The 25,784-nt window shown below is 40.9% G+C and carries 44 protein-coding genes, 1 rRNA gene and 1 pseudogene; 3 read left to right on the top strand and 43 right to left on the bottom strand.

Annotated elements, in window-relative coordinates:
• Positions 1-146 (bottom strand): 16S ribosomal RNA (locus tag IQ10_RS16560); the annotation flags it as partial.
• A 339-nt stretch (positions 147-485) separates the two neighbouring features.
• Positions 486-713, bottom strand: coding sequence for a hypothetical protein (locus IQ10_RS16555; protein ID WP_144451580.1), 228 nt, complete (start codon positions 711-713; stop codon positions 486-488).
• Positions 714-875: 162 nt separating this feature from the next.
• On the opposite strand from IQ10_RS16555, the gene pdaB reads away from it, so the two are divergent.
• Positions 876-1,637, top strand: a complete 762-nt coding sequence (gene pdaB, locus IQ10_RS16550; RefSeq protein WP_144451579.1) for a polysaccharide deacetylase family sporulation protein PdaB — start codon at positions 876-878, stop codon at positions 1,635-1,637.
• Between the two features lie 75 nt (positions 1,638-1,712).
• Here pdaB and IQ10_RS16545 read toward each other — a convergent pair whose 3' ends face one another.
• A complete protein-coding gene (locus IQ10_RS16545; RefSeq protein ID WP_144451578.1) occupies positions 1,713-2,306 on the bottom strand; it encodes a KinB-signaling pathway activation protein in 594 nt (197 codons plus the stop codon).
• A gap of 145 nt (positions 2,307-2,451) precedes the next feature.
• Here IQ10_RS16545 and gerD point away from each other — a divergent pair, with 145 nt between their 5' ends.
• Positions 2,452-3,078 carry a spore germination lipoprotein GerD gene (gene gerD / locus IQ10_RS16540; protein ID WP_144451577.1) on the top strand — a complete coding sequence of 209 codons (627 nt, stop codon included), beginning with the start codon at positions 2,452-2,454 and terminating at the stop codon, positions 3,076-3,078.
• A gap of 47 nt (positions 3,079-3,125) precedes the next feature.
• Here the strand turns inward: gerD and salA are convergent, their stop codons facing one another.
• The 29 genes from salA to rplN form a co-directional block, all read right to left on the bottom strand.
• Positions 3,126-4,181 carry an iron-sulfur carrier protein/transcriptional regulator SalA gene (gene salA, locus IQ10_RS16535; RefSeq protein WP_144451576.1) on the bottom strand — a complete coding sequence of 352 codons (1,056 nt, stop codon included), beginning with the start codon at positions 4,179-4,181 and terminating at the stop codon, positions 3,126-3,128.
• A 78-nt stretch (positions 4,182-4,259) separates the two neighbouring features.
• On the bottom strand, positions 4,260-4,976 hold the full coding sequence (gene cwlD / locus IQ10_RS16530; protein WP_144451583.1) for an N-acetylmuramoyl-L-alanine amidase CwlD: 717 nt from the start codon (positions 4,974-4,976) through the stop codon (positions 4,260-4,262).
• Positions 4,977-5,068: 92 nt separating this feature from the next.
• Positions 5,069-5,506 carry a YbaK family protein gene (locus IQ10_RS16525; RefSeq protein ID WP_144451575.1) on the bottom strand — a complete coding sequence of 146 codons (438 nt, stop codon included), beginning with the start codon at positions 5,504-5,506 and terminating at the stop codon, positions 5,069-5,071.
• Between the two features lie 192 nt (positions 5,507-5,698).
• Positions 5,699-6,091 carry a 30S ribosomal protein S9 gene (gene rpsI, locus IQ10_RS16520; RefSeq protein ID WP_144451574.1) on the bottom strand — a complete coding sequence of 131 codons (393 nt, stop codon included), beginning with the start codon at positions 6,089-6,091 and terminating at the stop codon, positions 5,699-5,701.
• A 19-nt stretch (positions 6,092-6,110) separates the two neighbouring features.
• A complete protein-coding gene (rplM, locus tag IQ10_RS16515; RefSeq protein WP_144451573.1) occupies positions 6,111-6,548 on the bottom strand; it encodes a 50S ribosomal protein L13 in 438 nt (145 codons plus the stop codon).
• A 195-nt stretch (positions 6,549-6,743) separates the two neighbouring features.
• Positions 6,744-7,505 carry a tRNA pseudouridine(38-40) synthase TruA gene (gene truA, locus IQ10_RS16510; protein WP_144451572.1) on the bottom strand — a complete coding sequence of 254 codons (762 nt, stop codon included), beginning with the start codon at positions 7,503-7,505 and terminating at the stop codon, positions 6,744-6,746.
• Between the two features lie 180 nt (positions 7,506-7,685).
• Positions 7,686-8,486 (bottom strand): energy-coupling factor transporter transmembrane component T family protein, encoded by an 801-nt coding sequence (locus tag IQ10_RS16505; RefSeq protein WP_144451571.1) that lies wholly within the window; start codon positions 8,484-8,486, stop codon positions 7,686-7,688.
• A gap of 2 nt (positions 8,487-8,488) precedes the next feature.
• The gene (locus IQ10_RS16500) at positions 8,489-9,355 is read right to left on the bottom strand and encodes an energy-coupling factor ABC transporter ATP-binding protein (RefSeq protein ID WP_144451570.1); all 867 of its coding nucleotides are present in this window, start codon (positions 9,353-9,355) and stop codon (positions 8,489-8,491) included.
• Positions 9,331-10,167 carry an energy-coupling factor transporter ATPase gene (locus IQ10_RS16495; protein WP_144451569.1) on the bottom strand — a complete coding sequence of 279 codons (837 nt, stop codon included), beginning with the start codon at positions 10,165-10,167 and terminating at the stop codon, positions 9,331-9,333. Before IQ10_RS16495 ends, IQ10_RS16500 begins: the two co-directional genes overlap by 25 nt.
• A 209-nt stretch (positions 10,168-10,376) precedes the next feature.
• Entirely contained in the window at positions 10,377-10,739 is a 363-nt protein-coding gene (gene rplQ, locus IQ10_RS16490) for a 50S ribosomal protein L17 (protein ID WP_144451568.1), read from the bottom strand.
• A gap of 109 nt (positions 10,740-10,848) precedes the next feature.
• Positions 10,849-11,793, bottom strand: a complete 945-nt coding sequence (locus IQ10_RS16485) for a DNA-directed RNA polymerase subunit alpha (RefSeq protein ID WP_144451567.1) — start codon at positions 11,791-11,793, stop codon at positions 10,849-10,851.
• A gap of 165 nt (positions 11,794-11,958) precedes the next feature.
• Positions 11,959-12,351, bottom strand: a complete 393-nt coding sequence (gene rpsK / locus IQ10_RS16480; protein ID WP_144451566.1) for a 30S ribosomal protein S11 — start codon at positions 12,349-12,351, stop codon at positions 11,959-11,961.
• Between the two features lie 20 nt (positions 12,352-12,371).
• On the bottom strand, positions 12,372-12,737 hold the full coding sequence (rpsM, locus tag IQ10_RS16475; RefSeq protein WP_144451565.1) for a 30S ribosomal protein S13: 366 nt from the start codon (positions 12,735-12,737) through the stop codon (positions 12,372-12,374).
• Between the two features lie 22 nt (positions 12,738-12,759).
• Positions 12,760-12,873, bottom strand: a complete 114-nt coding sequence (gene rpmJ, locus IQ10_RS16470; protein ID WP_003322638.1) for a 50S ribosomal protein L36 — start codon at positions 12,871-12,873, stop codon at positions 12,760-12,762.
• A 107-nt stretch (positions 12,874-12,980) separates the two neighbouring features.
• Positions 12,981-13,199 (bottom strand): translation initiation factor IF-1, encoded by a 219-nt coding sequence (gene infA / locus IQ10_RS16465; protein WP_010896341.1) that lies wholly within the window; start codon positions 13,197-13,199, stop codon positions 12,981-12,983.
• A gap of 4 nt (positions 13,200-13,203) precedes the next feature.
• Positions 13,204-13,512: a KOW domain-containing RNA-binding protein gene (locus tag IQ10_RS16460; protein WP_144451564.1), complete on the bottom strand. Its 309-nt coding sequence runs from the start codon at positions 13,510-13,512 to the stop codon at positions 13,204-13,206.
• A gap of 18 nt (positions 13,513-13,530) precedes the next feature.
• Positions 13,531-14,277: a type I methionyl aminopeptidase gene (gene map / locus IQ10_RS16455; protein WP_144451563.1), complete on the bottom strand. Its 747-nt coding sequence runs from the start codon at positions 14,275-14,277 to the stop codon at positions 13,531-13,533.
• Positions 14,274-14,927 (bottom strand): adenylate kinase, encoded by a 654-nt coding sequence (locus IQ10_RS16450; RefSeq protein ID WP_144451562.1) that lies wholly within the window; start codon positions 14,925-14,927, stop codon positions 14,274-14,276. Before IQ10_RS16450 ends, map begins: the two co-directional genes overlap by 4 nt.
• Before the next feature lie 78 nt (positions 14,928-15,005).
• On the bottom strand, positions 15,006-16,298 hold the full coding sequence (secY, locus tag IQ10_RS16445; RefSeq protein ID WP_144451561.1) for a preprotein translocase subunit SecY: 1,293 nt from the start codon (positions 16,296-16,298) through the stop codon (positions 15,006-15,008).
• Positions 16,298-16,738 (bottom strand): 50S ribosomal protein L15, encoded by a 441-nt coding sequence (gene rplO, locus IQ10_RS16440; RefSeq protein WP_144451560.1) that lies wholly within the window; start codon positions 16,736-16,738, stop codon positions 16,298-16,300. The genes secY and rplO overlap by 1 nt, the downstream gene beginning before the upstream one ends.
• A gap of 31 nt (positions 16,739-16,769) precedes the next feature.
• Positions 16,770-16,958 (bottom strand): 50S ribosomal protein L30, encoded by a 189-nt coding sequence (gene rpmD, locus IQ10_RS16435; RefSeq protein ID WP_144451559.1) that lies wholly within the window; start codon positions 16,956-16,958, stop codon positions 16,770-16,772.
• A gap of 13 nt (positions 16,959-16,971) precedes the next feature.
• On the bottom strand, positions 16,972-17,472 hold the full coding sequence (rpsE, locus tag IQ10_RS16430; protein WP_144451558.1) for a 30S ribosomal protein S5: 501 nt from the start codon (positions 17,470-17,472) through the stop codon (positions 16,972-16,974).
• Between the two features lie 21 nt (positions 17,473-17,493).
• Positions 17,494-17,856, bottom strand: a complete 363-nt coding sequence (gene rplR, locus IQ10_RS16425; RefSeq protein ID WP_144451557.1) for a 50S ribosomal protein L18 — start codon at positions 17,854-17,856, stop codon at positions 17,494-17,496.
• A 30-nt stretch (positions 17,857-17,886) separates the two neighbouring features.
• Entirely contained in the window at positions 17,887-18,423 is a 537-nt protein-coding gene (rplF, locus tag IQ10_RS16420) for a 50S ribosomal protein L6 (protein ID WP_144451556.1), read from the bottom strand.
• 33 nt (positions 18,424-18,456) lie between these two features.
• On the bottom strand, positions 18,457-18,855 hold the full coding sequence (gene rpsH / locus IQ10_RS16415) for a 30S ribosomal protein S8 (RefSeq protein ID WP_144451555.1): 399 nt from the start codon (positions 18,853-18,855) through the stop codon (positions 18,457-18,459).
• 29 nt (positions 18,856-18,884) lie between these two features.
• A complete protein-coding gene (locus IQ10_RS16410; RefSeq protein ID WP_012957149.1) occupies positions 18,885-19,070 on the bottom strand; it encodes a type Z 30S ribosomal protein S14 in 186 nt (61 codons plus the stop codon).
• 30 nt (positions 19,071-19,100) lie between these two features.
• Positions 19,101-19,640, bottom strand: coding sequence for a 50S ribosomal protein L5 (rplE, locus tag IQ10_RS16405; RefSeq protein WP_144451554.1), 540 nt, complete (start codon positions 19,638-19,640; stop codon positions 19,101-19,103).
• A gap of 26 nt (positions 19,641-19,666) precedes the next feature.
• Positions 19,667-19,978 carry a 50S ribosomal protein L24 gene (gene rplX, locus IQ10_RS16400; protein ID WP_144451582.1) on the bottom strand — a complete coding sequence of 104 codons (312 nt, stop codon included), beginning with the start codon at positions 19,976-19,978 and terminating at the stop codon, positions 19,667-19,669.
• 48 nt (positions 19,979-20,026) lie between these two features.
• A complete protein-coding gene (rplN, locus tag IQ10_RS16395) occupies positions 20,027-20,395 on the bottom strand; it encodes a 50S ribosomal protein L14 (RefSeq protein ID WP_144451553.1) in 369 nt (122 codons plus the stop codon).
• On the opposite strand from rplN, the pseudogene IQ10_RS18830 reads away from it, so the two are divergent.
• Positions 20,374-20,436 (top strand): annotated as a pseudogene (locus tag IQ10_RS18830) (hypothetical protein); the annotation flags it as partial. The gene rplN and the pseudogene IQ10_RS18830 overlap by 22 nt on opposite strands.
• Here the strand turns inward: IQ10_RS18830 and rpsQ are convergent.
• From rpsQ to rpsJ, 11 genes are all read right to left on the bottom strand, one after another.
• Positions 20,429-20,689 (bottom strand): 30S ribosomal protein S17, encoded by a 261-nt coding sequence (gene rpsQ / locus IQ10_RS16390; protein ID WP_144451552.1) that lies wholly within the window; start codon positions 20,687-20,689, stop codon positions 20,429-20,431. The pseudogene IQ10_RS18830 and the gene rpsQ overlap by 8 nt on opposite strands.
• 17 nt (positions 20,690-20,706) lie before the next feature.
• Entirely contained in the window at positions 20,707-20,910 is a 204-nt protein-coding gene (gene rpmC, locus IQ10_RS16385; protein WP_003322618.1) for a 50S ribosomal protein L29, read from the bottom strand.
• A complete protein-coding gene (rplP, locus tag IQ10_RS16380) occupies positions 20,900-21,334 on the bottom strand; it encodes a 50S ribosomal protein L16 (RefSeq protein ID WP_144451551.1) in 435 nt (144 codons plus the stop codon). Before rplP ends, rpmC begins: the two co-directional genes overlap by 11 nt.
• Before the next feature lie 2 nt (positions 21,335-21,336).
• Positions 21,337-21,996, bottom strand: a complete 660-nt coding sequence (gene rpsC / locus IQ10_RS16375; protein WP_144451550.1) for a 30S ribosomal protein S3 — start codon at positions 21,994-21,996, stop codon at positions 21,337-21,339.
• Positions 21,997-21,999: 3 nt separating this feature from the next.
• Positions 22,000-22,341, bottom strand: coding sequence for a 50S ribosomal protein L22 (gene rplV / locus IQ10_RS16370; RefSeq protein ID WP_144451549.1), 342 nt, complete (start codon positions 22,339-22,341; stop codon positions 22,000-22,002).
• Between the two features lie 26 nt (positions 22,342-22,367).
• Positions 22,368-22,646, bottom strand: coding sequence for a 30S ribosomal protein S19 (gene rpsS, locus IQ10_RS16365; RefSeq protein WP_144451548.1), 279 nt, complete (start codon positions 22,644-22,646; stop codon positions 22,368-22,370).
• Between the two features lie 61 nt (positions 22,647-22,707).
• Entirely contained in the window at positions 22,708-23,538 is an 831-nt protein-coding gene (gene rplB / locus IQ10_RS16360; RefSeq protein ID WP_144451547.1) for a 50S ribosomal protein L2, read from the bottom strand.
• Between the two features lie 27 nt (positions 23,539-23,565).
• Complete coding sequence (gene rplW / locus IQ10_RS16355; RefSeq protein WP_144451546.1) at positions 23,566-23,856, bottom strand: 50S ribosomal protein L23; 291 nt, start codon at positions 23,854-23,856, stop codon at positions 23,566-23,568.
• Entirely contained in the window at positions 23,856-24,479 is a 624-nt protein-coding gene (rplD, locus tag IQ10_RS16350; RefSeq protein WP_144451545.1) for a 50S ribosomal protein L4, read from the bottom strand. The genes rplW and rplD overlap by 1 nt, the downstream gene beginning before the upstream one ends.
• Positions 24,480-24,504: 25 nt before the next feature.
• Complete coding sequence (rplC, locus tag IQ10_RS16345; protein WP_144451544.1) at positions 24,505-25,134, bottom strand: 50S ribosomal protein L3; 630 nt, start codon at positions 25,132-25,134, stop codon at positions 24,505-24,507.
• 83 nt (positions 25,135-25,217) lie between these two features.
• The gene (rpsJ, locus tag IQ10_RS16340; protein ID WP_144451543.1) at positions 25,218-25,526 is read right to left on the bottom strand and encodes a 30S ribosomal protein S10; all 309 of its coding nucleotides are present in this window, start codon (positions 25,524-25,526) and stop codon (positions 25,218-25,220) included.
• Positions 25,527-25,784: the final 258 nt, after the last annotated feature.

The following is a 25,784-nucleotide window of genomic DNA, read 5'->3' as shown; positions in this document are numbered from 1 at the left end:
TCCCAGTCTACAGGGCAGGTTGCCCACGTGTTACTCACCCGTCCGCCGCTAATCTCCGGGAGCAAGCTCCCTTTGATCCGCTCGACTTGCATGTATTAGGCACGCCGCCAGCGTTCGTCCTGAGCCAGGATCAAACTCTCCATAAAAGTGATGCACATAGATGTGCTAATGCCGACGTTGCAACAGGACGTTGCGAACTTAGTCGGTCACCTTTTGAAAAATCGATTAGCTCAAAATGTATCGCTAACGATACTTCTTAATAATTGACGAGATATCATGTATCTCTATTTCGCTTGGCTTTTGTTCAGTTTTCAAAGAACTCGACGTCGCTCAATGGCGACTTTATTAATATACCACAATGGTTAATCCAAGGTCAACAACATTTTCTTAATTTTTTTCAACATAATGTCGTTCCTTCTTGCGGTAATTAATAATATAGCATGTCCATACAACACGTGTCAATAACATATCACGAAAAAGTTCACCTATTTCATATCTCTTCTATGTCGATGAAGCATATATTTCATTCTTTCTTTCGGAGGAACAAAACGCTTATAAATGCCAAAGACAATCTGATACTTCTCTTCCATCGCTTTCTTAATAATTCCATCGATTCGCGGATCAGATAAATCTAATAAAAGTTCCTCCATTTCTCTTTTCAACAGATATTCAATCTCTTGTACTTCCTTTTGATTTAGAATCAATCCCAACACATAAATCACCTCGACTATTCAACTAACCACCTCCTGTATAAGCAGATCCATTTCTAATGCTTACACAGTCATTTAAATTGTTTTCTAATCTTACCCATTTTATTCATATCTTGTCCTTATCCGCATACATTGTTCATAGATAATGGACGAGGAGGACAATAAATGAAGTTCATATGGGTGTTTCACGCCAAGCAAATTAAGCAATTATCCCTTATTATTATGGCTGCCTTTTTTACAGCTGGATTGCTTTATGCTGAACGTACACAATTAGCCGTCTTTTCTACACCAGATGGTCCTCAGGCTTTTTATAAAGCGGAAACAAATGACAAGGATATTGCCATTACCTTTAATATTAGTTGGGGTGAAAATAGGGTTCTACCCATTTTAGATGTTCTTGAACAAAAGAAAGTAGAGCATGCAACGTTTTTTGTATCGGCTACATGGGCAGAACGATATCCTGATCTCGTTAAAGAAATTCAAGAAAGAGGCCATACTATTGGTAGTCATGGGTATCAATATAAAGATTATACAAGCTGGGAAGATGAAAAAGTTAGAAAAGATATAAATCGAAGTGGCCAGGTACTATCTGAACTTATCGGAGAACGACCAACATTACTTAGACCACCAAATGGATCATTTAATGCACGAACATTACAGATAGCTGAGGCGCAAGGTTACAGCATCGTGCATTGGAGCATAGACTCAAAAGATTATCAAAACCCAGGAGTTGACGCCATTGTGAATGCTGTTGTTCCACTTACGAGTTCAGGCGACGTTCTCTTATTTCATGCTTCCGATTCCGTTACTCAAACACACAAAGCATTACCGATTATCATTGATCAGCTTCGTGCAAAAGGATTTACGTTTAGTAGTGTCGACGATTTAATCGCCAGTACAAAATCAACAAACAAAGAAATAAAGTAATAAAAAGGGTTTGATCTCTAGTCCGATAACAGAAACGTTATCACAGATTAGTCGATCAAACCCTTTTTCTATTGCTCAATTTTTCGGTTCACGAGCCAAACGATGTAAAATAAGTAGCTGCCACGTGTTCCCGACAATGAGCGGGGTAAAATAAAGCCATAGCCACTTTGTATCATTAACTGTAAGAGCAGGAACCCATTCAATCGTTGTTACGACGACAATAAAGAACAATGCAGGGATAAATGCCCCCTTATTCGTATCCTTCGCTTTCAAAAAGGCAATCAAAAGACCATAAGCAAGCAAAAGCAAAGGCATAATCATATAGCTAAAAATCGTTACTCCTGGCTCTGCGAAAGCAATATACCTTAAATAAATTAAATCAAATATAACAAAAGCAACGATGACAATTTGCACATAATTCCAAAGCTTTTGCGATTTAAAGAGACCTAAACCAAAACGATGAACGGTTAAATAAGCAAAGAAGCCCATTTGACTAATCAACGTAAAGGCTGCACTCATTCCAAGCAGCCAAATAATACCCACAATAAAGTTTGCAAAACTTCCTGAAGTAAGAATATCGTAATCAAATATAAATCCAACAATTGCCCCACTAATACTTCCGATTAAAAGCGTGGTAAAAAACAATTGAACAACTTTTCGACTGTTCACAGGCAAATCCTCCAATATACACATATCCTCTAACGATTGTAACAATGTCGCTTTAAAATTGCTAGTTGTTCTCTTAGTGTCATGTATATTTTCAAGTGAAATATCTCAAATTAATGACAAAATGAACGGAAAGGAGCCGCACCGCATGAAAAAGATGATGCACATTCTTATAATATGTCTGCTATTTGTTATATGTACTAGTTGTGCAGCGGCTGAAAATGGCGGAAACAACAGCCCAGATTATGAGAACACTAAGAAAATGATGGTTGATATGTTAAAGACAGATGAAGGAAAACAAGCAATCCAAGAATTAATGAAAGACGAAGAACTACGTAAAGAACTTGTTATGGATAATGCCTTTGTTAAAAAAGCGATTCAGGATACTTTAACATCTGAAGCTGGAAAAAAGTTTTGGCAGGAGACGATGAAAGACCCTGAATTCGCAAAAACATTTGCCGAGAGCATGCAAGCAGAAAATGAAAAAATGCTTAAAGCTTTAATGAAAGATCCAGAATATCAAGGCATGATGATGAGTATCCTTAAAGACCCTGAAATGGAGGCAGCTGTACTTGAACTATTAAAGTCAAAAGAATATAGACAGCAGGTCATGACGATCATGTCTGAATCATTTGAGAGTCCTTTCTTCACTGCAAAAATGAATGAAATTTTAAGTAAAGTCGCAGAGAAACAAATGGAGAAACAAGATCAAGGCGGCGGTGGCCAGCAAGGTGGCGGAGGAGGAGGAAGTGATGGTGGCAGTGGTGGTCAGTAATTGCTGCACATAGAAAAAAGCCCAATGAAGGGCTTTTTTCAACTGATTTATTTTGTTGTTTTTTCAATGACTCGTTTTGCTACTTGGGTATAGATTTCTCCGATTGGATGATCAGCTGCGTAAATAGATGGAGCAAAATCAGCTTTGTCTATTTCAGGCTGTCCAAGTGGAATTTGTCCTAAAAGATCTGTTTTCAGTTCTTCTGTCAGACGTTCTCCCCCACCTCGTCCAAAAACGTATTCCTTTTCACCTGTAGTACGACTTTCAAAATATGCCATATTTTCAATGACACCTAGAATCTCATGATGAGTCTTAATGGCCATTGTACCCGCACGAGCTGCAACAAAGGCTGCTGTTGCATGTGGCGTTGTAACGAGAATTTCTTTTGAATGAGGAAGCATCGTATGTAAATCAAGTGCCACATCACCTGTGCCTGGTGGCAAATCAAGAATGAGGTAATCTAGTTCTCCCCACTCAACATCCGTAAAGAATTGATTGATCATTTTCCCAAGCATTGGACCTCTCCAAATGACTGGTGCATTATCTTCTACAAAGAAGCCCATCGAAATAACTTTTACACCAAAACGTTCAACTGGATAAATACGATCTGCAATCACTTTAGGTCGATCTTCAATCCCCATCATATCTGGTACGCTAAAGCCGTAAATGTCCGCATCAATTAGTCCTACGTTCTTACCTAATCTAGCAAGTGTTGTTGCGAGGTTAACAGAGACAGTTGATTTACCAACCCCACCCTTTCCACTCGTTACCGCAATAAATGTTGTTGGACTATTTGGAGCAAGAAGTGAAGGCCCTTGAAAACTTGCTTCTCCAACTCCCCCAAGCTTTTGTAGCTCTTCTTCTGTTAGCTCTTCAAATCTAAGGCCAACAGAGTTAGCGCCCTCGCCTTTAATGACGTTGACAATCTCTTGTTGAACTTCCATTTGCTCAGCAGTTCCCGTTTTTGCCAAGGCAATCTTCAAGCTAACGTTGCCATCCTTTACTTTCACTTCACGAATGCCACCTGTTTCGACTAGGCTTTTATTAAGATCACGATCTTTTACTCGGTTTAACGCTTCCATGACTTGTTGTTCAGTTATCAATTCCGACACCTTCCTTTTACCAGTTATATCCCTAGTATAGCACAGTCGCTCTGAACATGAATCCGTTTGCACTTATAATTAATTAGCTGGATCTTGTTCATCTGTATAATAACGCATGATCCCTTGATAAATAGATGCCGCTACCTTCATTTGATACTCTTCTGTTTGCAATAATTGTGCTTCTGTCGTATTGGATAAAAAACCTGCCTCAAATAAGATACCTGGAATTTGGGCATGCTTTAATAAAAAAACATTATGAATAGGCTTTGCTACCCTTGTTGTATTTTCTAAATTTCGGCGAACCTCATCTTGAACAAATTTTGCAAGCACTTCATTTTCTGGAATAGCACGATTATAAAACGTTTGGGCACCACTCCATCTTGGTGAAGGGATGGCGTTCATATGGATACTAATAAACGCATCTGCATCAGATTCATTCACAATGCTGACTCTTCGTTTTAAATCTTCAACCTTCCGCTCGCGTATTCGCTTTATATTTTCCCCTGCTAGATCACGGTCCTCTTCTCTTGTCATTAACACAAGGGCGCCCGCTTCCTGCAAATAATCCCGAAGCTGCAAACTGATCTCTAACGTAATATCCTTTTCTTGCATTCCTGTTTTTGATACTGCCCCTCCATCAATACCACCATGACCTGGATCTAGGATAATGATCTTGCCTGATAAAGGAAGATTCCATGATGACCATGAATCATTCGTTATAAATTGATATTGAATAATGAATAACAAGCTAACAACGGCTACTGCAAAAGCTCCGCCCTTTATCCATTTTTTCATATTCACTCCGATCCCTCCTCGTCCACTTCTTCTTATATATATTTGAACAAGGAGAAGATTATGAAGTGATTTTACGATTGGATGTATAGCAGTTAGTGAAGTCTCAGCCTGTAACGTTTTTCACCCTCTCTAAATCCTTTTGACCACCAATGATCAACAAAGGATTCTGTAGCAACTTTAAGGGAATCAAGTAAAAAGTCCGAATTAAGTAGCCATCCTTGAAGAAGATTAAAAATAAAATGCGTAATATCCGTCAATTCATCTTCACAACGACGTTTTACCTCTTTCTCACTCTCTCCGAAGTAGCCAAAGCGACTGTATTCAGCACCTAATAAATAAGCATCAATCGCCATATCCATACATGGATCTAGTAGAAAAGGATGCGACAAAAAATGATACGGGACAATGGGCTTAAACTGTTCCTTAACATCTGCTTTCAGTTCGTTTAAAGATAACTTTCTCAACACATTTTGTTCAAATTTCCACTGTTTCTCTCTGCGGCGATCTGCCAATGTAGTCACAACCGTCATCAAATTCACCACTCCTCTCACTTAAGTTTCTTTTAGTATGAGGAGCGAGAAAAAGGAGCATGCAGTGGAAAAGTTGTCGATATTGCCCAATAGCTTATGAGTAATGCTCCATCACTCTGGATAATAGTATGTAGAAATACAAAAAAAAGACCCCCAACCATAAAGATTGAGAGCCTTCCAAACGTAATCGAATTAACGCTTTGAGAACTGAGGTGCACGACGAGCTGCTTTAAGACCGTATTTCTTACGTTCTTTCATACGAGCATCACGAGTCAAGAAGCCAGCAGTCTTAAGTGCTGGGCGATTCTCAGGATCTACTTGAAGAAGTGCACGTGCTACACCATGACGGATCGCACCCGCTTGACCAGTATATCCTCCACCTTCAACAGTAACTTTAAGGTCATATTGACCTTCAACGCCTGTTTCTACAAGTGGTTGCTTAACGATAAGCTTTAATGTTTCAAGGTTAAAATATTCGTCCATTTCACGACCATTAATAACGATACGGCCGTCACCTGGCAATAGGCGTACACGAGCAACAGAGTGCTTGCGGCGACCTGTACCGTAATATTGTACTTGTGCCAAATTAATACCCTCCTATCGATTAACCGCGAAGTTCGTAAACTTCTGGTTTTTGAGCTTGATGTTTGTGTTCGCTACCTGCATATACATGCAATTTCATACCTTGCGCGCGACCAAGAGTGTTCTTTGGAAGCATTCCTTTAATTGCAAGCTCAAGCATACGCTCAGGCTTGTTAGCACGCATGTCGCCTGCTGTTGTCTTTTTCAAACCACCTGGGTGATTTGTGTGACGGTAGTAAATCTTGTCTTGTAATTTGTTACCTGTTAAATGAATCTTCTCTGCATTGATGATGATTACGAAATCACCAGTATCAACGTGTGGTGTAAATGTAGGTTTGTTCTTCCCACGTAGAATAGAAGCAACTTCTGAAGCTAAACGACCAAGCGTTTGACCTTCAGCGTCTACTACATACCACTTACGCTCAACTTCGTTTGGCTTTGCCATATATGTTGTACGCATGAATTTCCCTCCTAAAAGAACGATCTTTCGTGTTTTATAAAATCAAATCTAAACCATAGTCTAATGTAACATTCCGGAACCCGGGGCTAGTGGGTTTTTGGAATTACCATCTACCATCATATAATAATAAAAAGGCCATGTCAACAATTTGTTACACTAGGGTTCGTTGTCATTTAAACTCTTTATAACTAAAGGTTAATCGTGATGAAAAAGTGATGTTTCATAGTACACCTGCCAAAGAAATAAGCCATGCCCAGGGGCCGTTTTCCCCGCATATGTTCTATTTTTAGCATCACGAATATTGATTAGTTCAACAGGTTCTCTTTTCCCAGCCCCGACCTCAAGCAATGTTCCAACGATAATCCGAACCATATTATATAAGAAGCCATTTCCAATTAGATTAAAGATGATTTCATCTTGCTCTCGCTCAATTGTGATCTCATACAATGTACGGACCTTATCTTGAACATCTGTGTTTGCTGCACAAAAAGATGAGAAATCATACCTACCAATTAAATGCTCTGCAGCTTCCTGCATTCTTGTTAGATCAATAGCATAAGGCACATGATACGTAATATTGCGACGAAAAACATCTTCCTCACGCGCTGCTAATACTCGGTAACGATAATGCTTCTTCTGTGCATCATACCGGGAGTGAAAATCCTTTGAGACATAACCGGCTTCCATGACACGTATATCATCAGGTAGCATACTGTTTAATGCCTTAGGCCAACGCTCGGTTGGTATTGTAAGAGATGTGTCAAAATGCAAAATTTGTCCTCTTGCATGAACACCCGTATCTGTTCGACCCGATGAATGAACACGAATCGCCTCTCCTTTATGAATCTTCATAAAAGCTTGTTCAATCTCGCTCTGTACAGTTCTTTTTCCCGGCTGCACTTGATAACCAGAAAAAGCTGTACCTTCATATGCGACCCGTAAAACGACTCGATTCACCAGAAATCATCTCCTTTTAAAGAAAAGCGGAAGAGCCTTGGTCAGCCACGAAAAGGACTGGAAGACTGAGAATGGATGCCTGTTTTCGACAATCACTCAGCCTGAAGTATCTCGAGTGGCTAGGCGCTGCAGCTAAAATAGAAAAGCAGAAGGGCCTTGCAGCCGCTGTAAAGCTAGACCTCACAAAAAGCGCAGCGTGATAATAAGCAATCCAAATGCACAAGCCAGTGCTACTGCAACCCAATCTCGCCATGTCCACACAAGCAACCGATATTTCGTTCGCCCTTCTCCTCCTCGATATCCTCTCGCCTCCATCGCCAGCGCAAGATCCTCAGCTCTTTTAAACGCGCTAATGAATAAAGGCACAAGCAAAGGAAGCAACGCCTTTACCCGCTCTGTCAATGGTCCTGTCGTAAAATCCACCCCACGCGCCATTTGCGCTTTTGTAATCTTTTCAGCCTCTTGCAGAAACGTTGGAATAAAACGTAGCGCAATTGACATCATAAGAGCAAGTTCATGTGCAGGTAAACGGATTTTTTTAAGTGGGCTAAGCAGACTCTCCAGGCCATCAGTTAAATCAATTGGACTAGTTGTCAGTGTAATCAATGAGGTCAGCATCACTAATGTCAATAGACGAATCGCAATAAAAGCACCTTGGTTGAGCCCTTCGTCATATATCGAAAAAGGACCAAGTGTAAACAAGATATTACCCTCACGTGTCATAAACAAATGAAGAAACACTGTGATCAATACAAGTAACAAAATCGGCTTTAACCCTTTATATACAAAAGAAATAGGCACTTTAGACAAAAGAACCATTCCAATTGTGAAACCGACGATAAGAGCGTTAGCATACCAGTTATTTGCCAGAAAAATAATGAGGACAAGAAGAGAGACACTTGCCAACTTTGAACGTGGATCCAGTCTATGCAACACTGAAGGCACCGCAACATACTGGCCTATAATCACATTCTGAAACAAAGCTATTCCTCCTTACCCTTCATAAAACCTGCTAAATAATCTGCTGTACCTTCAAGATCAAAATGCATCGGGACGTCAGTCAGACTCCATTTTTCTTTAATTTGTTCAAGGAAACGAACTGAATCTGGGAGATCAAGTCCGATTTCTCGCAACCTAGATGCCCGTTCAAAGATTAACTCTCGTCCACCCGTCATTTCAACTTGTCCATTATGAAGAACGATAATATGATCGGCATATCGTGCAGCATCTTCCATATGATGAGTAACGAGCACCGTCGTCGTCTGATTCTCTTTATGATAACGAACAAATAAATCCATCATTTGCTTACGCCCTTCAGGATCAAGACTGGCTGCTGGTTCATCTAAGACAAGTATTGAGGGATTAACGGCTAGTACACCTGCGATTGCAACACGTCTCATTTGACCACCGCTTAATTGAAAAGGAGAGGTGGTCAACACATGTTCTGGTAAGCCAACGTGAGGAAGAAGCTCTTTTGCTCTTCTCATCGCTTTTGCTTTTGGCACACCAAAATTAATTGGCCCGAAGCTAATATCTTTTTCGACCGTTTCTTCAAAAAGTTGATGTTCAGGGTATTGAAAAACGAGGCCGACTTCCTTACGTAACGCTTTCAAGTCGATCTTTTTTTCTCCAGCAGCAATCGTATAAGGTCCTACTTTCACCGTACCACTCGTTGGTTTAAGCAAGCCGTTAATATGCTGAATAAAGGTTGATTTTCCCGAACCGGTATGACCGATAACGGCAGTAAATGAGCCTGACGGAATCGTCACACTAAAATCCTTGAGAGCAACTTTTTCAAAAGGAGTACCTGACATATAACGATGCTCTACTTGGTTGAATGAAATGTCCATAATTCAGAAATCAGCTCCTCTTCCGTTAAGCATAGCTTCTGTAAGGATATACCTCGTTTCTCAAGTTCCCTCTGCATTTCTAATGAGAACGGCAGCGACAATCCGACTTGAGTTAGCAGCTCTTGTTTTGAAAAAACCTCCATTGGTGCCCCTTCAGCAATCAACGATCCACGTTCAAAGATTAACATTCGATTACCAAGTACAGCTTCATCCATATCATGTGTAATGGATATAATCGTTGAACCGCGACGATGGAGCATTTTCATTGTTTCTAAAACCTCTTTGCGTCCAATAGGGTCGAGCATAGAGGTCGCTTCATCAAAAACAATAATGGCTGGTTCCATTGCCATAATTCCCGCTATGGCAACTCGCTGCTTCTGCCCACCAGAGAGTCGATGTGGTTCCATATCTAGAAACGGTGTAATCCCAATTAACGCAGCATACGTTTCAATTCGTTCATGCATTTTCGTCCTTTCAATCCCTAAATTCTCTAAACCAAAAGCAAGGTCATCACGAACTGTCGTTGCTACAAATTGATGATCAGGGTTCTGAAATACCATTCCTACATTGCTACGAATGTTCCAGACCGTATTTTCATCCGTAGTCGATAAACCTTGAACACGGACTACACCACTCGTTGGAAGGAGCAATCCATTCAGCAATCGTCCAAATGTCGACTTACCTGAACCATTTCTGCCTACAACCGTCACCCACTCATTTGCATCAATCTTCAAATGAATTTGGTTTAAAGCAAGGTCTTCTGCTCCTTCATATTGATACGATACATTTTCTAGAGTAATGAGTGCTGACATGTTACCTCTCCTCATTGTAAAAAAACGCAAGCCCCTTGCTGTGACCAGTACGTGAAGGTTGCTTACGCTATTATTACTTTTCAATCAACAAATGCATTCTTCATTAACAGAATAAAAGGCAAACAAAAAAGGGCCCAGAGTCAGAGCATACGTGCTCAGATCTGATTTGCCCTTTGTCGCCTCATCTATTCACTCATGTATCAAATTGATTATACAAGCTCAATAATAACCATTGGTGCACCGTCTCCACGACGAGGACCAACTTTAAGAATACGTGTATAACCACCTTGACGCTCTTCATAACGAGTTGCAATGTCAGAGAAAAGCTTTTGGATTGCATCTTGACCAGACTCTTCGTTCGCTACTTCTCTGCGAATGAAAGCAGCAGCTTGACGACGAGCATGTAAGTCACCACGCTTTCCAAGTGTGATCATTTTCTCAACGATTGAACGAAGCTCCTTCGCTTTCGCTTCAGTAGTTTCGATACGCTCGTTAATGATAAGATCTGTAGCTAAATCACGGAATAGAGCTTTACGACCAGCGCTATCACGACCTAATTTTGCGTATGCCATGTTCGTTTCCCTCCTTTGTACCAGCTCCACTAAATAAGCAGAGACTTATTATGCGAAATATTACTTATTATCATAACCAAAGCCAAAAGATACTTATAAAAGTTTTAACCTATTCTTCTTTACGAAGACCTAGACCTAGCTCACCAAGCTTCTCTTGAACTTCTTCTAATGATTTGCGACCAAGATTACGAACCTTCATCATGTCTTCTTCTGATTTCTGCGTTAACTCTTGGACCGTGTTAATCCCAGCACGCTTCAAACAATTATAAGAACGTACAGATAGATCAAGTTCTTCGATCGTCATCTCAAGAACCTTTTCTTTCTGATCTTCTTCTTTTTCAACCATGATTTCAGCATTCTGTGCTTGATCAGTTAATCCGACAAAAATATTCAAATGCTCTGTCAGGATTTTAGCACCTAAAGAAACAGCCTCTTCAGGGCGAATGCTTCCGTCAGTCCAGACATCAAGGGTTAGTTTGTCATAGTTAGTCACTTGACCGACGCGCGTATTCTCAACTTGGTAGTTCACACGTGAAACAGGCGTATAAATAGAATCAATAGGAAGAACGCCAATCGGTTGGTCGTCATTCTTATTACCCTCTGCTAAAACATATCCACGACCACGTTTTGCTATAAGACGCATGCGTAAATGCGCACCTTTAGCTAGAGTGGCAATGTGAAGATCAGGATTCAGCACTTCAACGTCACTATCGTGAGTTAAATCATTAGCTGTTACAATTCCTTCACCTTGGATATCAATTTCAAGAGTCTTCTCTTCATCAGAATAAATCTTAAGCGCAAGTTTCTTCAAGTTCAAAATAATTGTCGTTACATCTTCTACAACACCTTCGATTGTAGAGAACTCATGTAAGACTGAATCAATCTGAACAGAAGTCACAGCAGCACCTGGTAAAGAAGAGAGAAGAATACGACGTAAGGAGTTTCCTAAAGTTGTTCCATACCCACGCTCTAGTGGTTCAACAACAAATTTACCATACTTTGCGTCTTCACTTATTTCAACCGCTTCAATATTTGGCTTTTCGATTTCAATCATTAAACAAACCCTCCTTCAAAACGTCGAACTCCGGTAGACTGCAAGGATTGCCTAACCGGATAACCAGTAGGCAATTCCTAAGCTTTTCACCATTTTGCCAACAGAACTGATAACTCACAATCCATTATTGACAGTTTAGGGAAATCTATACAATGATTGATTCCATTACACTCTACGACGTTTTGGTGGGCGGCAGCCATTGTGAGGTACTGGAGTAACATCTTTAATCATGTTAACTTCAAGACCAATAGCTTGCAGGGAGCGAATTGCAGCTTCACGACCTGCACCCGGCCCTTTAACTGAAACTTCAATGCTCTTCATACCATGCTCCATTGCCGTTTTACCAGCAGTTTCAGCAGCCATTTGAGCCGCGAATGGAGTAGATTTACGAGAACCTTTGAATCCTAATGCGCCAGCACTTGCCCAAGAAATAGCATTACCGTGTGTATCAGTGATAGTCACGATCGTGTTATTAAATGTTGAACGAATGTGTGCAACACCAGATTCAACATTTTTACGTTGGCGACGCTTTGGACGAGTATTCGTTTTCTTAGCCATCTTTTATGCGACCTCCTTTACTACTTCTTCTTATTTGCTACTGTACGACGAGGACCTTTACGCGTACGAGCATTGTTCTTAGAGTTCTGTCCACGAACAGGTAAACTACGACGGTGGCGAATGCCACGATATGAACCAATTTCAATTAGACGCTTGATGTTAAGTGAAACTTCACGACGAAGGTCACCTTCAACTTTGAACTCTTCGATTGCTTCACGAATACGTCCTAATTCTTCTTCAGTCAAATCACGAACGCGTGTATCCTCAGACACACCTGCTTTAGCTAGAACTTCAGACGACTTTGCTTTACCGATTCCATAGACATACGTAAGTGAAATTACTACGCGTTTGTCACGTGGAATATCGACACCTGCGACACGAGCCATGTGCAGAGCACCTCCTTATATATTAACCTTGCTTTTGCTTATGCTTAGGGTTTTCACAAATAACCATAACCGTCCCTTTACGACGGATAACTTTACACTTTTCACAAATAGGCTTGACTGATGGTCTTACCTTCATTTTCGTTTACCTCCTTATGGTACGGAGTGCACTGATTAGCATAGAAGTCCAATCAGATCAAAGCAAAACAATCAGTTGATTATCTTGCTAGTCGCTCTCGCAACGTTTTATTTGTATCGATATGTGATCCGTCCACGTGTTAAATCATAAGGCGATAACTCCACCGTCACCTTATCACCAGGTAAAATACGAATAAAATGCATACGAATTTTTCCTGATACGTGGGCAAGAATTTTATGACCATTTTCTAGTTCAACACGAAACATTGCATTTGGAAGAGGTTCGATAACCGTTCCCTCTACCTCAATAACATCCTCTTTCGCCATGAATTTACTCTCCTTCCTTCAGCAAATCAGTGTGTTTTTCAAGAAAGTTCGTAATGGCATAGCGCAACTTTCCATTAGTAACACGTCCTGTTTCTATAAAGCTATTGCGAACTTCATCAGCAATGTAATCAACGAGCTTAATGTGATTGATGTTCTTTTTCTTCAAACGGTCAACTTTACGTGTATCGCCATCTGCGATTCCAACAAATCGGTCATCAATCAGTTCAATAATAACACTAACTTGACCACGATCGCGACCTTTTACGATTTGCACAACTTGACCGAGCTCAGGACTCGGATCTGAATCTATCATGATCCCCATCACCTACATCTAAGCTTTTGTCAAAATTTCAAAACCTGAATCCGTTATTGCAATGGTATGCTCAAAGTGTGCACAATTCTCTTTATCAACTGTGACAACAGTCCAATCATCAGAAAGAGTTCGCACATAGCGTGACCCAGCATTAATCATTGGCTCAATAGCTAACACCATTCCTGGTTTAAGTCTTGGTCCCTTACCAGGCGGACCATAGTGAGGAATTTGTGGGTCCTCATGCAAGTCTTGCCCAACTCCGTGACCGACATACTCCCGAACGATCGAATAACCTAATGGCTCTGCATATGATTGGATAGCATGAGAAATGTCTGATAATCTCCCACCAGGTTTCGCCTTCTCAAGCCCTTTATATAGAGCAGCTTCCGTCACATCAAGTAATTCTTGATCCTTCTCGGAAATCTTGCCAACCGCATATGTCCACGCAGAATCTCCGTGATAACCATTGTAATATGCTCCAATGTCAATACTAATGATATCTCCATCTTTAAGCACTCGCTTACCAGGAATCCCGTGCACCAATTCCTCATTTACTGAAGCACAGATGCTACCTGTAAACCCATTATAACCTTTGAATGAGGGTGCTGCACCGTGTGAACGAATCAACTTTTCTGCAATCTCATCCAATTCTATTGTTGATATGCCAGGTTCAATATGTTCCTTTAAAGCTTGATGCGTTAAAGCAACAATTTTCCCAGCTTCTCGCATAATCTCTATTTCTCTTTCTGTCTTACAAATGATCATGCACGAAGCCCTTTCAATAGCTGGTCAATATCATCAAAAACCTTGTCAATGTCCTGATCCCCTTTTATATTGCGCAAGTATCCTTTTTCACTGTAAAAATCAAAAAGAGGTTTCGCTTGCTTTTGGTTCACTTCAAGACGTTTCTTCACTGTTTCAGGCTTATCATCATCACGCTGAATCAAATCGCTACCGTCAACATCACATTTCCCTTCAACTTTCGGAGGGTTGAAAATGACATGATACGTTCGACCAGATGTAGGTGATACGCGACGACCAGTTAATCTATCCATTAGAAGTTGCTCAGGTACATCAACATTTAAAACATAATCTAATTTGCGGTCCAATGAAGCAAGCAACTCTTCTAAAGCTTCTGCTTGCGCAACTGTACGAGGAAATCCATCTAATAGAAATCCTTTTTTGCAATCATCCTTAGCTAGGCGATCGCGAACAATCCCAATCGTTACTTCATCAGGAACAAGTTCCCCTGCATCCATAAACGATTTTGCTTTCAAACCAAGCTCTGTTTCACCTTTAATTGCGGCACGAAACATATCCCCAGTTGAAATGTGCGGAATTTCATACTTTTCAACAATTCGCTCAGCTTGTGTACCTTTTCCAGCACCAGGTAATCCCATCAAAATTAGATTCATTCTTTATTTCCCCTCCATCGCTCCGATTTAACAACAGAAGGCGAACGGGAAGACCCATTACCTTCCCTGCTCCCCTTGTTACTTAATAAAGCCTTTATAAGAACGTTTAATTAGTTGACTTTCAATTTGTTTCATCGTGTCTAATGCTACACCAACGACAATCAATAATCCAGTACCACCAATTTGAACAGCTGGTGGTAAATCCATCAACCTTGTGAAGAAAACCGGAATAAGAGAAACCGTAGTTAAGAATAGCGCACCAACAAACGTTAACCGATATAAGATCCTTGTTAAGTATACTTGTGTTGTTTTACCGGGACGAATGCCTGGAATGTAACCACCTTGTTTTTTGAGGTTCTCAGCCATTTGCTCCGGATTGACTTGAATAAACGTATAGAAATACGTAAAGCCAATGATTAAAAGGGCATATACTACCATCCCAACAGGGTGTGTGTAGTCAAATACTCTTATAATCCAACTCCCAATCTCATTATCTGTTCCAAAGAACCCAGCCACTGTTGGTGGGAAAATGAAAAGAGAAAGAGCAAAGATGACAGGAATAACACCCGCGGCATTAACCTTTAAAGGTAAATGCGTTGACTGTCCTCCGACTGGACTACGACCTACTAAACGCTTTGCGTATTGAACTGGCACCTTACGTAAGGCCTGTTGAATAAAGATAACACCAACAATGATGGCTAATACAGCAAGAGCTAATAAAAGAATGGAAACAATGCTTAGAAACAATTGTTCACCAGCACCTTCAAGTTGCATTGCATATATTTGGTTAATTCCATTTGGAATCCCTGCAGCAATACCTGCAAAGATTATAAGGGAAATTCCGTTTCCAACACCTTGGGCTGTAATTTGTTCACCAAGCCACATAAGAAAAGCTGTACCAGCTGTTAATACAACAGCGATGTAAAGATACGTTGGAATACTCGGTTCTGGAATTAACCCAGGAAACATCGAGTTAAAACCAATCGACATCGCCAAAGCTTGAAAGAAGCCTAAGACTATAGTTCCGTAACGGGTAAACTGAGCTAATTTACGTCGTCCAGCTTCCCCTTGTTTTGCCCACTCAGCAAACTTAGGTACAACATCCATTTGTAACAACTGTACCACGATTGATGCAGTGATATAAGGCATTATACCCATTGCAAAAATCGAGAAGTTCCCTAAAGCTCCACCACCAAACGTGTTTAAAAACCCAAATGCATTCGCCTGATCATAGAAATTCAGCACATCACTGTTCGAACCTGGAACAGGGATGAAACTTCCGATACGAAAGACAATGAGCATGAGAAGGGTGAATATAACCTTGCGGCGTAAGTCACCCACTCGAATAATGTTGGAGATCGTCCGGAACATTAAATCACCTCAGTTTTTCCGCCAGCAGCTTCGATCGCTTCAACTGCAGATGCAGAGAACTTGTGTGCTTTTACAGTTAAGCTCTTTTCAACCTTACCGTTACCAAGAATCTTGATACCGTGCTTAACGTTCTTCACTGTACCTGTTTCAATAAGAAGTTCTGGTGTAACCTCAGTATTCGCATCAAAGCGATTAAGCGTTTCAAGGTTAACTACTGTGAACTCCTTACGAGTTGGATTAGTAAAGCCACGTTTTGGTAAACGACGGTATAACGGGTTTTGACCACCCTCAAAACCAGGACGAACACCTCCGCCAGAACGAGCGTTTTGACCTTTGTGTCCCTTCCCAGAAGTTTTACCATTACCAGAACCGATACCGCGACCTACACGTTTACGAACTTTACGTGATCCTTCTGCAGGTTTCAACTCATGAAGTTTCATATCGACACCTCCTCATGTATAGAATGTTCAATTATGCTTCGATTTCTTTAACTGTTAAAAGGTGTGATACCTTATTTACCATACCGCGAATCGCAACGTTATCTTCTTGAACAACAGTTTGGTGCATTTTACGCAATCCAAGTGTCTTCACAGTAACGCGTTGGTTCTCAGGGCGTCCGATAAGACTACGAGTGAGGGTAATTTCTAATTTCTTAGCCATTTACTTTCCCTCCTTATCCTAAAAGCTCTTCTACGGATTTGCCACGAAGTTTCGCAACCTCTTCAGCACGTTTTAAGCCTTTAAGTCCTTGCATTGTTGCACGAACCATGTTAATTGGATTATTTGAACCCAATGACTTAGATAAAATATCGCCGACACCAGCTAATTCAAGCACCGCACGTACTGGTCCACCAGCAATAATCCCTGTACCTTCAGAAGCATTTTTGAGAAAGACGCGTCCCGCTCCAAAATGACCGACAATCTCATGTGGGATTGTCGTACCAACAACTGGTACTTCAATGAGGTTTTTCTTTGCATCTTCGATAGCCTTGCGGATCGCTTCTGGTACTTCTTGAGCTTTACCCATACCGAATCCTACATGACCATTTTTATCGCCTACAACAACCAATGCAGCAAAGCGGAAACGACGTCCACCTTTAACTACTTTCGCTACACGATTGACTGTTACTACTTTTTCTTCAAGTTCCAATGTATTAGGGTCAATACGACGCATTCATTTTCCCTCCTTTATTCTTTAGAATTGCAGTCCAGCTTCTCGTGCTGCATCTGCCAATGTTGCTACGCGTCCGTGATAGATATATCCGCCACGGTCAAACACAACAACTTTATGTCCGTTTTCAATCGCACGCTTAGCCACGAGCTCACCTACTAGCTTTGCCGCATCTGTCTTCGTTACGTCTGCTGAATCTACTTCTTTATCAAGAGTAGACGCAGATGCAAGTGTCACACCATTTACATCGTCAATAAGTTGAGCGTAAATGTGTTTAGAAGAACGGAATACATTGAGGCGAGGACGTTCAGGTGTTCCTGTGATCGTACGACGTACATGTGCATGTCGCTTCTTACGTGCCACGTTACTATTAGGCTTCGTAATCATTGAACGTCATTCCTTTCCGTATGTTAGTGATTATTTACCTGTTTTACCTTCTTTACGACGTACATACTCGCCTTCATAGCGAATACCTTTGCCTTTGTATGGTTCAGGTAAACGTACAGAACGAATGTTAGATGCTAATGCACCAACGCGCTCCTTGTCAATTCCTTTAACAATAACCTTTGTATTCGAAGGAACTTCAATTTCAATTCCTTGTTCAGGAACGATTTCAACTGGATGAGAGTAACCAACGTTTAATACAAGCTTTTGACCTGACTTAGTAGCACGGTAACCGACACCGACAAGTTCAAGTGCACGCTCATATCCCTTCGTTACACCTTCAACCATGTTGCTGATTAAACTACGAGTTGTACCGTGAAGTGCACGGTGCTCCTTATTATCAGAAGGGCGTTCAACCGTAATTACATTCTCTTCGATATTAATTTTCATATCAGGGTGAAGATCACGCTTTAGCTCACCCTTTGGGCCTTTAACTGTCATCAAAGTACCCTCAAGTGTGATCGTTACACCACTTGGAACTTCAACTGGCTTTTTACCAATACGAGACATTCTTGTACACCTCCGTTCATTTCAAGGATTATATTACCAAACGTATGCTAATACTTCTCCGCCAACTTGTTGCTGACGTGCATCCTTGTCTGTCATTACACCTTTTGATGTTGAAACTAATGCAATACCAAGTCCACCAAGTACACGTGGAAGTTCACCAGCTTTCGCATATACGCGAAGTCCAGGCTTACTAATACGCTTAAGACCAGTAATTACACGCTCATTTGTAGCACCATATTTTAAGAAGATGCGAATAACACCTTGTTTGCTATCTTCGATATATTCATAGTCACGGATAAAACCTTCGCGCTTAAGAATTTCAGCAATTTCCTTCTTCACCTTTGAAGCAGGTAGCTCAAGCTTCTCGTGACGAACCGTGTTAGCATTACGAATACGAGTAAGCATATCTGCAATTGGATCTGTCATGACCATCTATATTTACCTCCTTCCCGTTCTTGGGATTACCAACTAGCTTTTTTCACACCAGGAATTTGCCCTTTGTGTGCAAGTTCTCTGAAGCAAATTCTGCAAAGTTTAAACTTACGCAATACTGAATGAGGACGACCGCAACGTTCACAACGAGTATATTCTTGTACTTTATACTTCTGTGTTCGCTTTTGCTTTGCAATCATTGATTTCTTTGCCAACGTTATCCCTCCTCTTCGAAACGACTTCGATTATTTTTGGAATGGCATTCCCATTTGTGTTAAAAGTTCACGAGCTTCTTCATCCGTGTTCGCAGTCGTTACTAGAACAACGTCCATACCACGAACTTTATCCACTTTATCGTAATCAATTTCAGGGAAAATTAATTGTTCTTTCACACCAAGTGTGTAGTTTCCACGACCATCAAAAGCTTTCTTTGAGATACCACGGAAGTCACGTACACGAGGTAGTGATACACTAATTAATTTATCTAGGAATTCATACATACGCTCGCCACGAAGTGTTACCTTCGCACCGATTGGCATACCTTCACGTAATTTGAATCCTGCAATTGATTTCTTAGCCTTTGTAATTAAAGGCTTTTGACCAGTAATCTCTGCTAATTCTTCAACAGCTTTATCTAAAGCTTTTGCATTTGAAACAGCGTCACCAACACCCATATTTACAACGATCTTTTCAAGCTTAGGTACCGCCATAACAGATGAATAGTTGAACTTCTCAACTAGAGAAGGAACGATTTCAGTTGAATACTTCTCTTTTAAACGATTCATACGATTGACCTCCTTTCACACACTGACTACTTATCTAAAGATTCGCCAGACTTCTTAGCAATACGTACCTTTTTTCCGTTCTCTACTTTGTAACCTACACGTGTAGGTTCACCAGACTTAGGGTCGATAGGCATAACGTTTGAAGAATGAATTGGTGCTTCTTGATTTAAGATTCCACCTTGTGGATTGTCTTGTGAAGGCTTGGCATGTTTTTTAACAATGTTTATACCTTCAACAAGTACCCGGCTCTTCTTCGGGAACGCCTCAAGGATCACACCTTGCTTCCCTTTGTCTTTTCCAGAGATGACCTTTACAGTGTCACCTTTTTTGACATGCATCTTTGCCATGTTCGCACCTCCTTGACAGGGCCTTTCAATAATCTTCTATTAAAGAACTTCTGGAGCAAGAGAAACAATCTTCATGAATTGGTTATCACGAAGTTCACGTGCAACTGGTCCGAAAATACGAGTTCCGCGCGGGCTCTTATCATCACGTACAATAACAGCAGCATTCTCATCAAATTTGATGTATGAACCATCACTACGACGAGCACCACTCTTTGTACGAACAATCACAGCTTTAACAACTTCACCCTTCTTGACAACGCCACCTGGTGTTGCTTGTTTCACCGAACAAACAATAATATCACCAATATTAGCAGTTTTACGACCAGATCCACCTAATACTTTAATACAAAGTACTTCACGTGCACCAGAGTTATCAGCAACTTTTAAACGGGATTCCTGTTGAATCATACGATCTTACCTCCCTTCAACTCAAGGATTCTATTAAATAATAACCGCTTCTTCTACAATTTCAACTAAGCGGAAACGTTTGTCTTTTGAAAGCGGACGAGTTTCCATGATTTTTACGATATCGCCAGCTTTAGCGCTATTGTTTTCATCATGAGCCTTCAACTTCTTAGAGTATTTTACACGTTTACCATAAAGACGGTCTTTTTTATATGTTTCAACAAGAACGGAAATCGTCTTATCCATCTTATCAGAAACAACACGCCCCGTGTAAACCTTACGTTGGTTGCGTTCCATTTAAGCAAACCTCCTTTTTAGCCGTTGTTAATTCCTAGCTCACGTTCACGCAATACTGTCTTCGCACGAGCAATTGCTTTACGAACTTCACGAATACGGGCTGGATTATCCAATTGACCAGTCGCTAGTTGAAAGCGAAGGTTAAATAACTCTTCTTTAAGTGACTTCGTCTTTTGCTCAATTTCAGCAGTGGTTAAGTTACGAATATCATTAGCTTTCATTTGCGTCACCACCCACTTCTTCGCGTTTTACAAACTTACATTTAACAGGTAATTTATGAGAAGCAAGACGTAAAGCTTCACGTGCAACTTCCTCAGAAACACCAGCAATTTCAAACATAACTTTTCCAGGCTTGACAACAGCTACCCAACCTTCAGGAGCACCTTTACCAGAACCCATTCGAACTTCTAATGGCTTAGCAGTGTATGGCTTAGAAGGGAAGATCTTAATCCAAACCTTACCACCACGCTTCATATAACGAGTCATTGCAATACGAGCAGATTCGATTTGACGGTTTGTAATCCATGATGCTTCAAGAGCTTGCAAACCAAACTCACCGAAATGTACTTCAGTACCGCCTTTCGCACGACCGCGCATATTTCCACGATGTTCGCGACGATATTTAACACGTTTTGGCATTAACATGATTAGTTGCCTCCTTCCTCTTTGTTCGTTCCTTTCGTTGGAAGGACTTCACCACGATAAATCCAGATTTTTACACCTAGCTTACCGTATGTTGTATCAGCTTCAGCTGTACCGTAATCGATATCAGCGCGAAGTGTGTGAAGTGGAACAGTTCCTTCACTGTAATGTTCTGCACGTGCAATATCAGCGCCGCCAAGACGACCAGATACTTGAGTTTTAATACCCTTTGCACCAGAACGCATTGTGCGTTGAATTGCTTGCTTCATAGCACGACGGAACGAAATACGATTTTCTAATTGACGAGCAATATTTTCAGCAACAAGCTTAGCATCTAAGTCAGCTTGCTTAATTTCGAAAATATTAATGTGTACACGCTTGCCAGTTAATTCGTTAAGTGCCTTACGTAACGCTTCAACTTCTGAACCGCCTTTTCCGATCACCATACCTGGCTTAGCAGTAGAAATTGTAATGTTAACGCGGTTAGCGGCACGTTCGATTTCTACTTTAGACACAGATGCGTCTTTCAAACGTTTTTCGATATACTCACGAATTTTAATATCTTCGTGTAGTAAATCAGCATAATCTTTATCAGCGAACCATTTTGACTCCCAGTCACGAATAACGCCAACTCGAAGTCCAATAGGATTTACTTTTTGACCCACGCTTTATCCCTCCTTCTTTTCTGTTACAACTAATGTAATGTGGCTAGAACGTTTGTTGATACGACTCGCACGTCCCATCGCACGTGGACGGAAACGTTTCAAAGTAACACCCTCGTTTACAAACGCCTCACTAATTACAAGGTTGTTTGGCTCCATTTCGTAGTTGTGCTCAGCATTCGCAATTGCAGAGTTTAATAACTTCTCTACAACCGGTGAAGCAGCTTTAGGTGTGTGACGAAGAATAGCAATAGCTTCGCCAACATGCTTACCGCGAATAAGGTCCACAACTAAACGAACTTTACGAGGAGCAATACGTACTTGTTTTGCTACAGCTTTAGCTTGCATGGGATTGACCTCCTCTCTACCTTACCTTAACGTCTTGTTTTCTTATCATCTGCTGCGTGACCTTTATACGTACGAGTTGGTGCAAACTCACCAAGTTTGTGACCGACCATATCTTCAGATACGTAAACAGGTACGTGCTTACGGCCATCATACACTGCGATAGTGTGACCGATAAACTCAGGGAAAATCGTTGAACGGCGTGACCAAGTCTTAATGACTCTCTTATCTTCAGTTTCGTTCATTACTTCAACTTTTTTCATAAGATGATCATCGACAAAAGGTCCCTTTTTCAAACTACGACCCATGAGAAAACCTCCCTTCGTGATTAGCCTACGGTTCTAATCTTAGAACCGCAGTGCAACCCCGTTATTTTTTACGACGACGTACAATATACTTATCAGACAGTTTGTTCTTCTTACGAGTCTTGTAACCAAGAGTTGGTTTACCCCATGGAGACATTGGTGACTTACGTCCGATTGGTGACTTACCTTCACCACCACCGTGTGGGTGATCGTTAGGGTTCATTACAGATCCACGAACAGTAGGGCGCTTGCCTAACCAACGTGAACGACCTGCTTTACCAATGTTAACAAGTTCATGCTCTAAGTTACCAACTTGACCGATTGTTGCACGACAAGTAGCTAAAATGTAGCGTGTTTCACCAGACTTCAAACGAACAAGAACGTATTCGCCTTCTTTACCAAGCAATTGAGCTTGTGCTCCTGCAGAACGAACAAGTTGTCCGCCTTTACCAGGTTTTAATTCGATATTATGAATAACTGTACCAACTGGAATATTTTTAAGTGGTAGTGCATTACCAACTTTAATATCAGCTTCTGGACCAGACTCAATCACAGTACCAACTTTAAGACCTTTAGGCGCTAGGATATAACGTTTTTCACCATCAACGTAGTTGATAAGTGCGATGTTTGCAGTACGGTTAGGATCGTACTCGATTGTAGCAACGCGTCCTGGAATTCCATCTTTAGTACGTTTGAAATCAATCACACGATACTGACGCTTGTGACCGCCACCTTGGTGACGCACAGTTAGTTTACCTTGGTTGTTACGTCCGCCTTTTTTGTGTAAAGGTGAAAGTAACGATTTTTCTGGCTTATCCGTTGTGATTTCCGCAAAATCTAATACGGACATACCACGACGACCAGCACTGGTTGGTTTGTACTTTTTAATCGCCATCTTCAGTTCCCTCCTTCGCTATTATTCTTACACACCTTCAAAGAATTCGAGCTCTTTGCTCTCAGGTGATAAAGTTACAATGGCTTTTTTACGACGAGCTGTGAAACCCGTGTAACGACCAAAACGCTTTGACTTACCTTTATAATTCATTGTGTTTACTTTATCAACTTTCACTTCAAAGATTTCTTCAATCGCATCTTTGATTTGAGTTTTGTTCGCACGAACGTCTACTTCGAACGTGTATCTCTTATCACTCATAAGGTCAGTTGAACGTTCAGTAATCACGGGACGCTTAATAATATCACGAGCGTTTGACATTACGCAAACACCTCCTCGACCTTTTCAACGGCCTCTTTTGTGATGACTAGCTTATCGTGTTTAAGCACATCAAGCACATTGACACCTTCTGCTGTAACAAAAGTTACACCAGGTAAGTTGCGTGCAGAAAGAGCAACCGCTTCATTGTAATTAGCTGTAACAACTAATGCCTTACGGTCAACAGTTAGACCTGAAAGAACAGCAGCCATTTCTTTTGTTTTCGGAGCATCAAATGCTAAATTATCTAGCACTACGATTTCCTCTGCTAACACCTTACTTGAAAGGGCAGATTTGATTGCTAAACGACGTACCTTTTTAGGTAACTTGTAGCTGTAGCTACGTGGCGTTGGGCCAAATACTACACCACCACCTACCCATTGTGGTGAACGGATCGAACCTTGACGTGCGCGACCTGTTCCTTTTTGACGCCATGGCTTACGACCACCACCACGTACTTCAGAACGTCCTTTTGTTTTATGTGTACCTTGACGAAGAGATGCTTGTTGCATCACAACAGCGTCATGAAGCACACTTTTGTTTGGTTCAATACCAAAGACAGAATCAGATAATTCGATATCTCCAACTTGTGAACCCGTTTGACTAAATAATGCTACTTTCGGCATGATGTGTCCTCCTTTCTTTCAATCTTTATTTTGCTTTAACCGCACTTTGAATAGAGACATAGCTCTTCTTAGCGCCAGGAACATTACCTTTTACTAAAAGAAGATTACGTTCTGTATCAACTTTTACGATTTCAAGATTTTGTACTGTGATTTGCTCTCCACCCATGCGACCAGGTAATAACTTACCTTTGAAAACACGGTTTGGAGCAACAGGTCCCATTGAACCTGGACGACGATGATAACGAGAACCGTGAGACATCGGCCCACGAGATTGGTTATGGCGTTTAATAGAGCCTTGGAAACCTTTCCCTTTTGAAGTTCCTGTTACATCAACAACGTCACCTTCAGCAAAAGTATCCACTTTCACTTCTTGGCCTACTTCATACTCGCCAAGATTTGCATTACGGATTTCCTTGATGAAGCGCTTAGGAGCCGTATTCGCTTTTGCAGCGTGGCCTTCAGCTGGCTTGTTTGTGTTTGCTTTCTTTTGGTCAGCAAAACCGATTTGGATTGCTTCGTATCCATCAGATTCAACAGTTTTCTTTTGAAGAACGACATTTGGTTCAGCTTCAATAACTGTTACTGGGATGACTTCACCATTTTCAGCAAAGATTTGTGTCATGCCAATTTTTCTACCTAAGATTCCTTTGGTCATCCGTTACACCTCCTATAAAAAATCATATTTTTTTGCCATTTTCATATCATTAAATGAGGACTCACCTCATTATATAGTTACAATTAAAGTTTAATTTCGATGTCCACACCAGATGGTAAATCCAAACGCATTAATGCATCCACAGTTTGTGGAGTCGGATTCACAATGTCAATTAGACGCTTGTGTGTACGCATTTCAAATTGCTCACGAGAATCTTTGTACTTGTGTACAGCACGAAGAATTGTATAAACAGATTTCTCAGTCGGAAGTGGAATCGGACCCGATACACTTGCACCTGAACGTTTTGCTGTGTCTACAATCTTTTCTGCAGATTGATCAAGGACTCTGTGATCATAAGCTTTCAAACGAATGCGAATCTTTTGCTTTGCCATTATAGCCCCTCCTTTTTCGTCCATTTTTATAAACAGACATACTCTGCGAAAATTTCCTACACCCTGCCATGGCAAAGGGGCCTGGTGTGTCAGCAACCTTTCGCTTCATCGCTGTCAATGACCAACATTCAATATTATACACACAATTAATAAACAATGCAAGTAAAATACCTACTCTGGTCACACTCATACTATTATACAGACACTTCTGAGATAATTCAAGTGTTTTTTAAATAAAAAAGAAAAGTATCTCATTGA

The sequence above is a fragment of the Halalkalibacter nanhaiisediminis genome (assembly GCF_007830185.1).
In the GTDB taxonomy this organism is placed as follows: Bacteria; Bacillota; Bacilli; order Bacillales; family Bacillaceae_D; genus Halalkalibacter; species Halalkalibacter nanhaiisediminis.
This window is presented reverse-complemented; position numbering and strand designations above follow the sequence as displayed.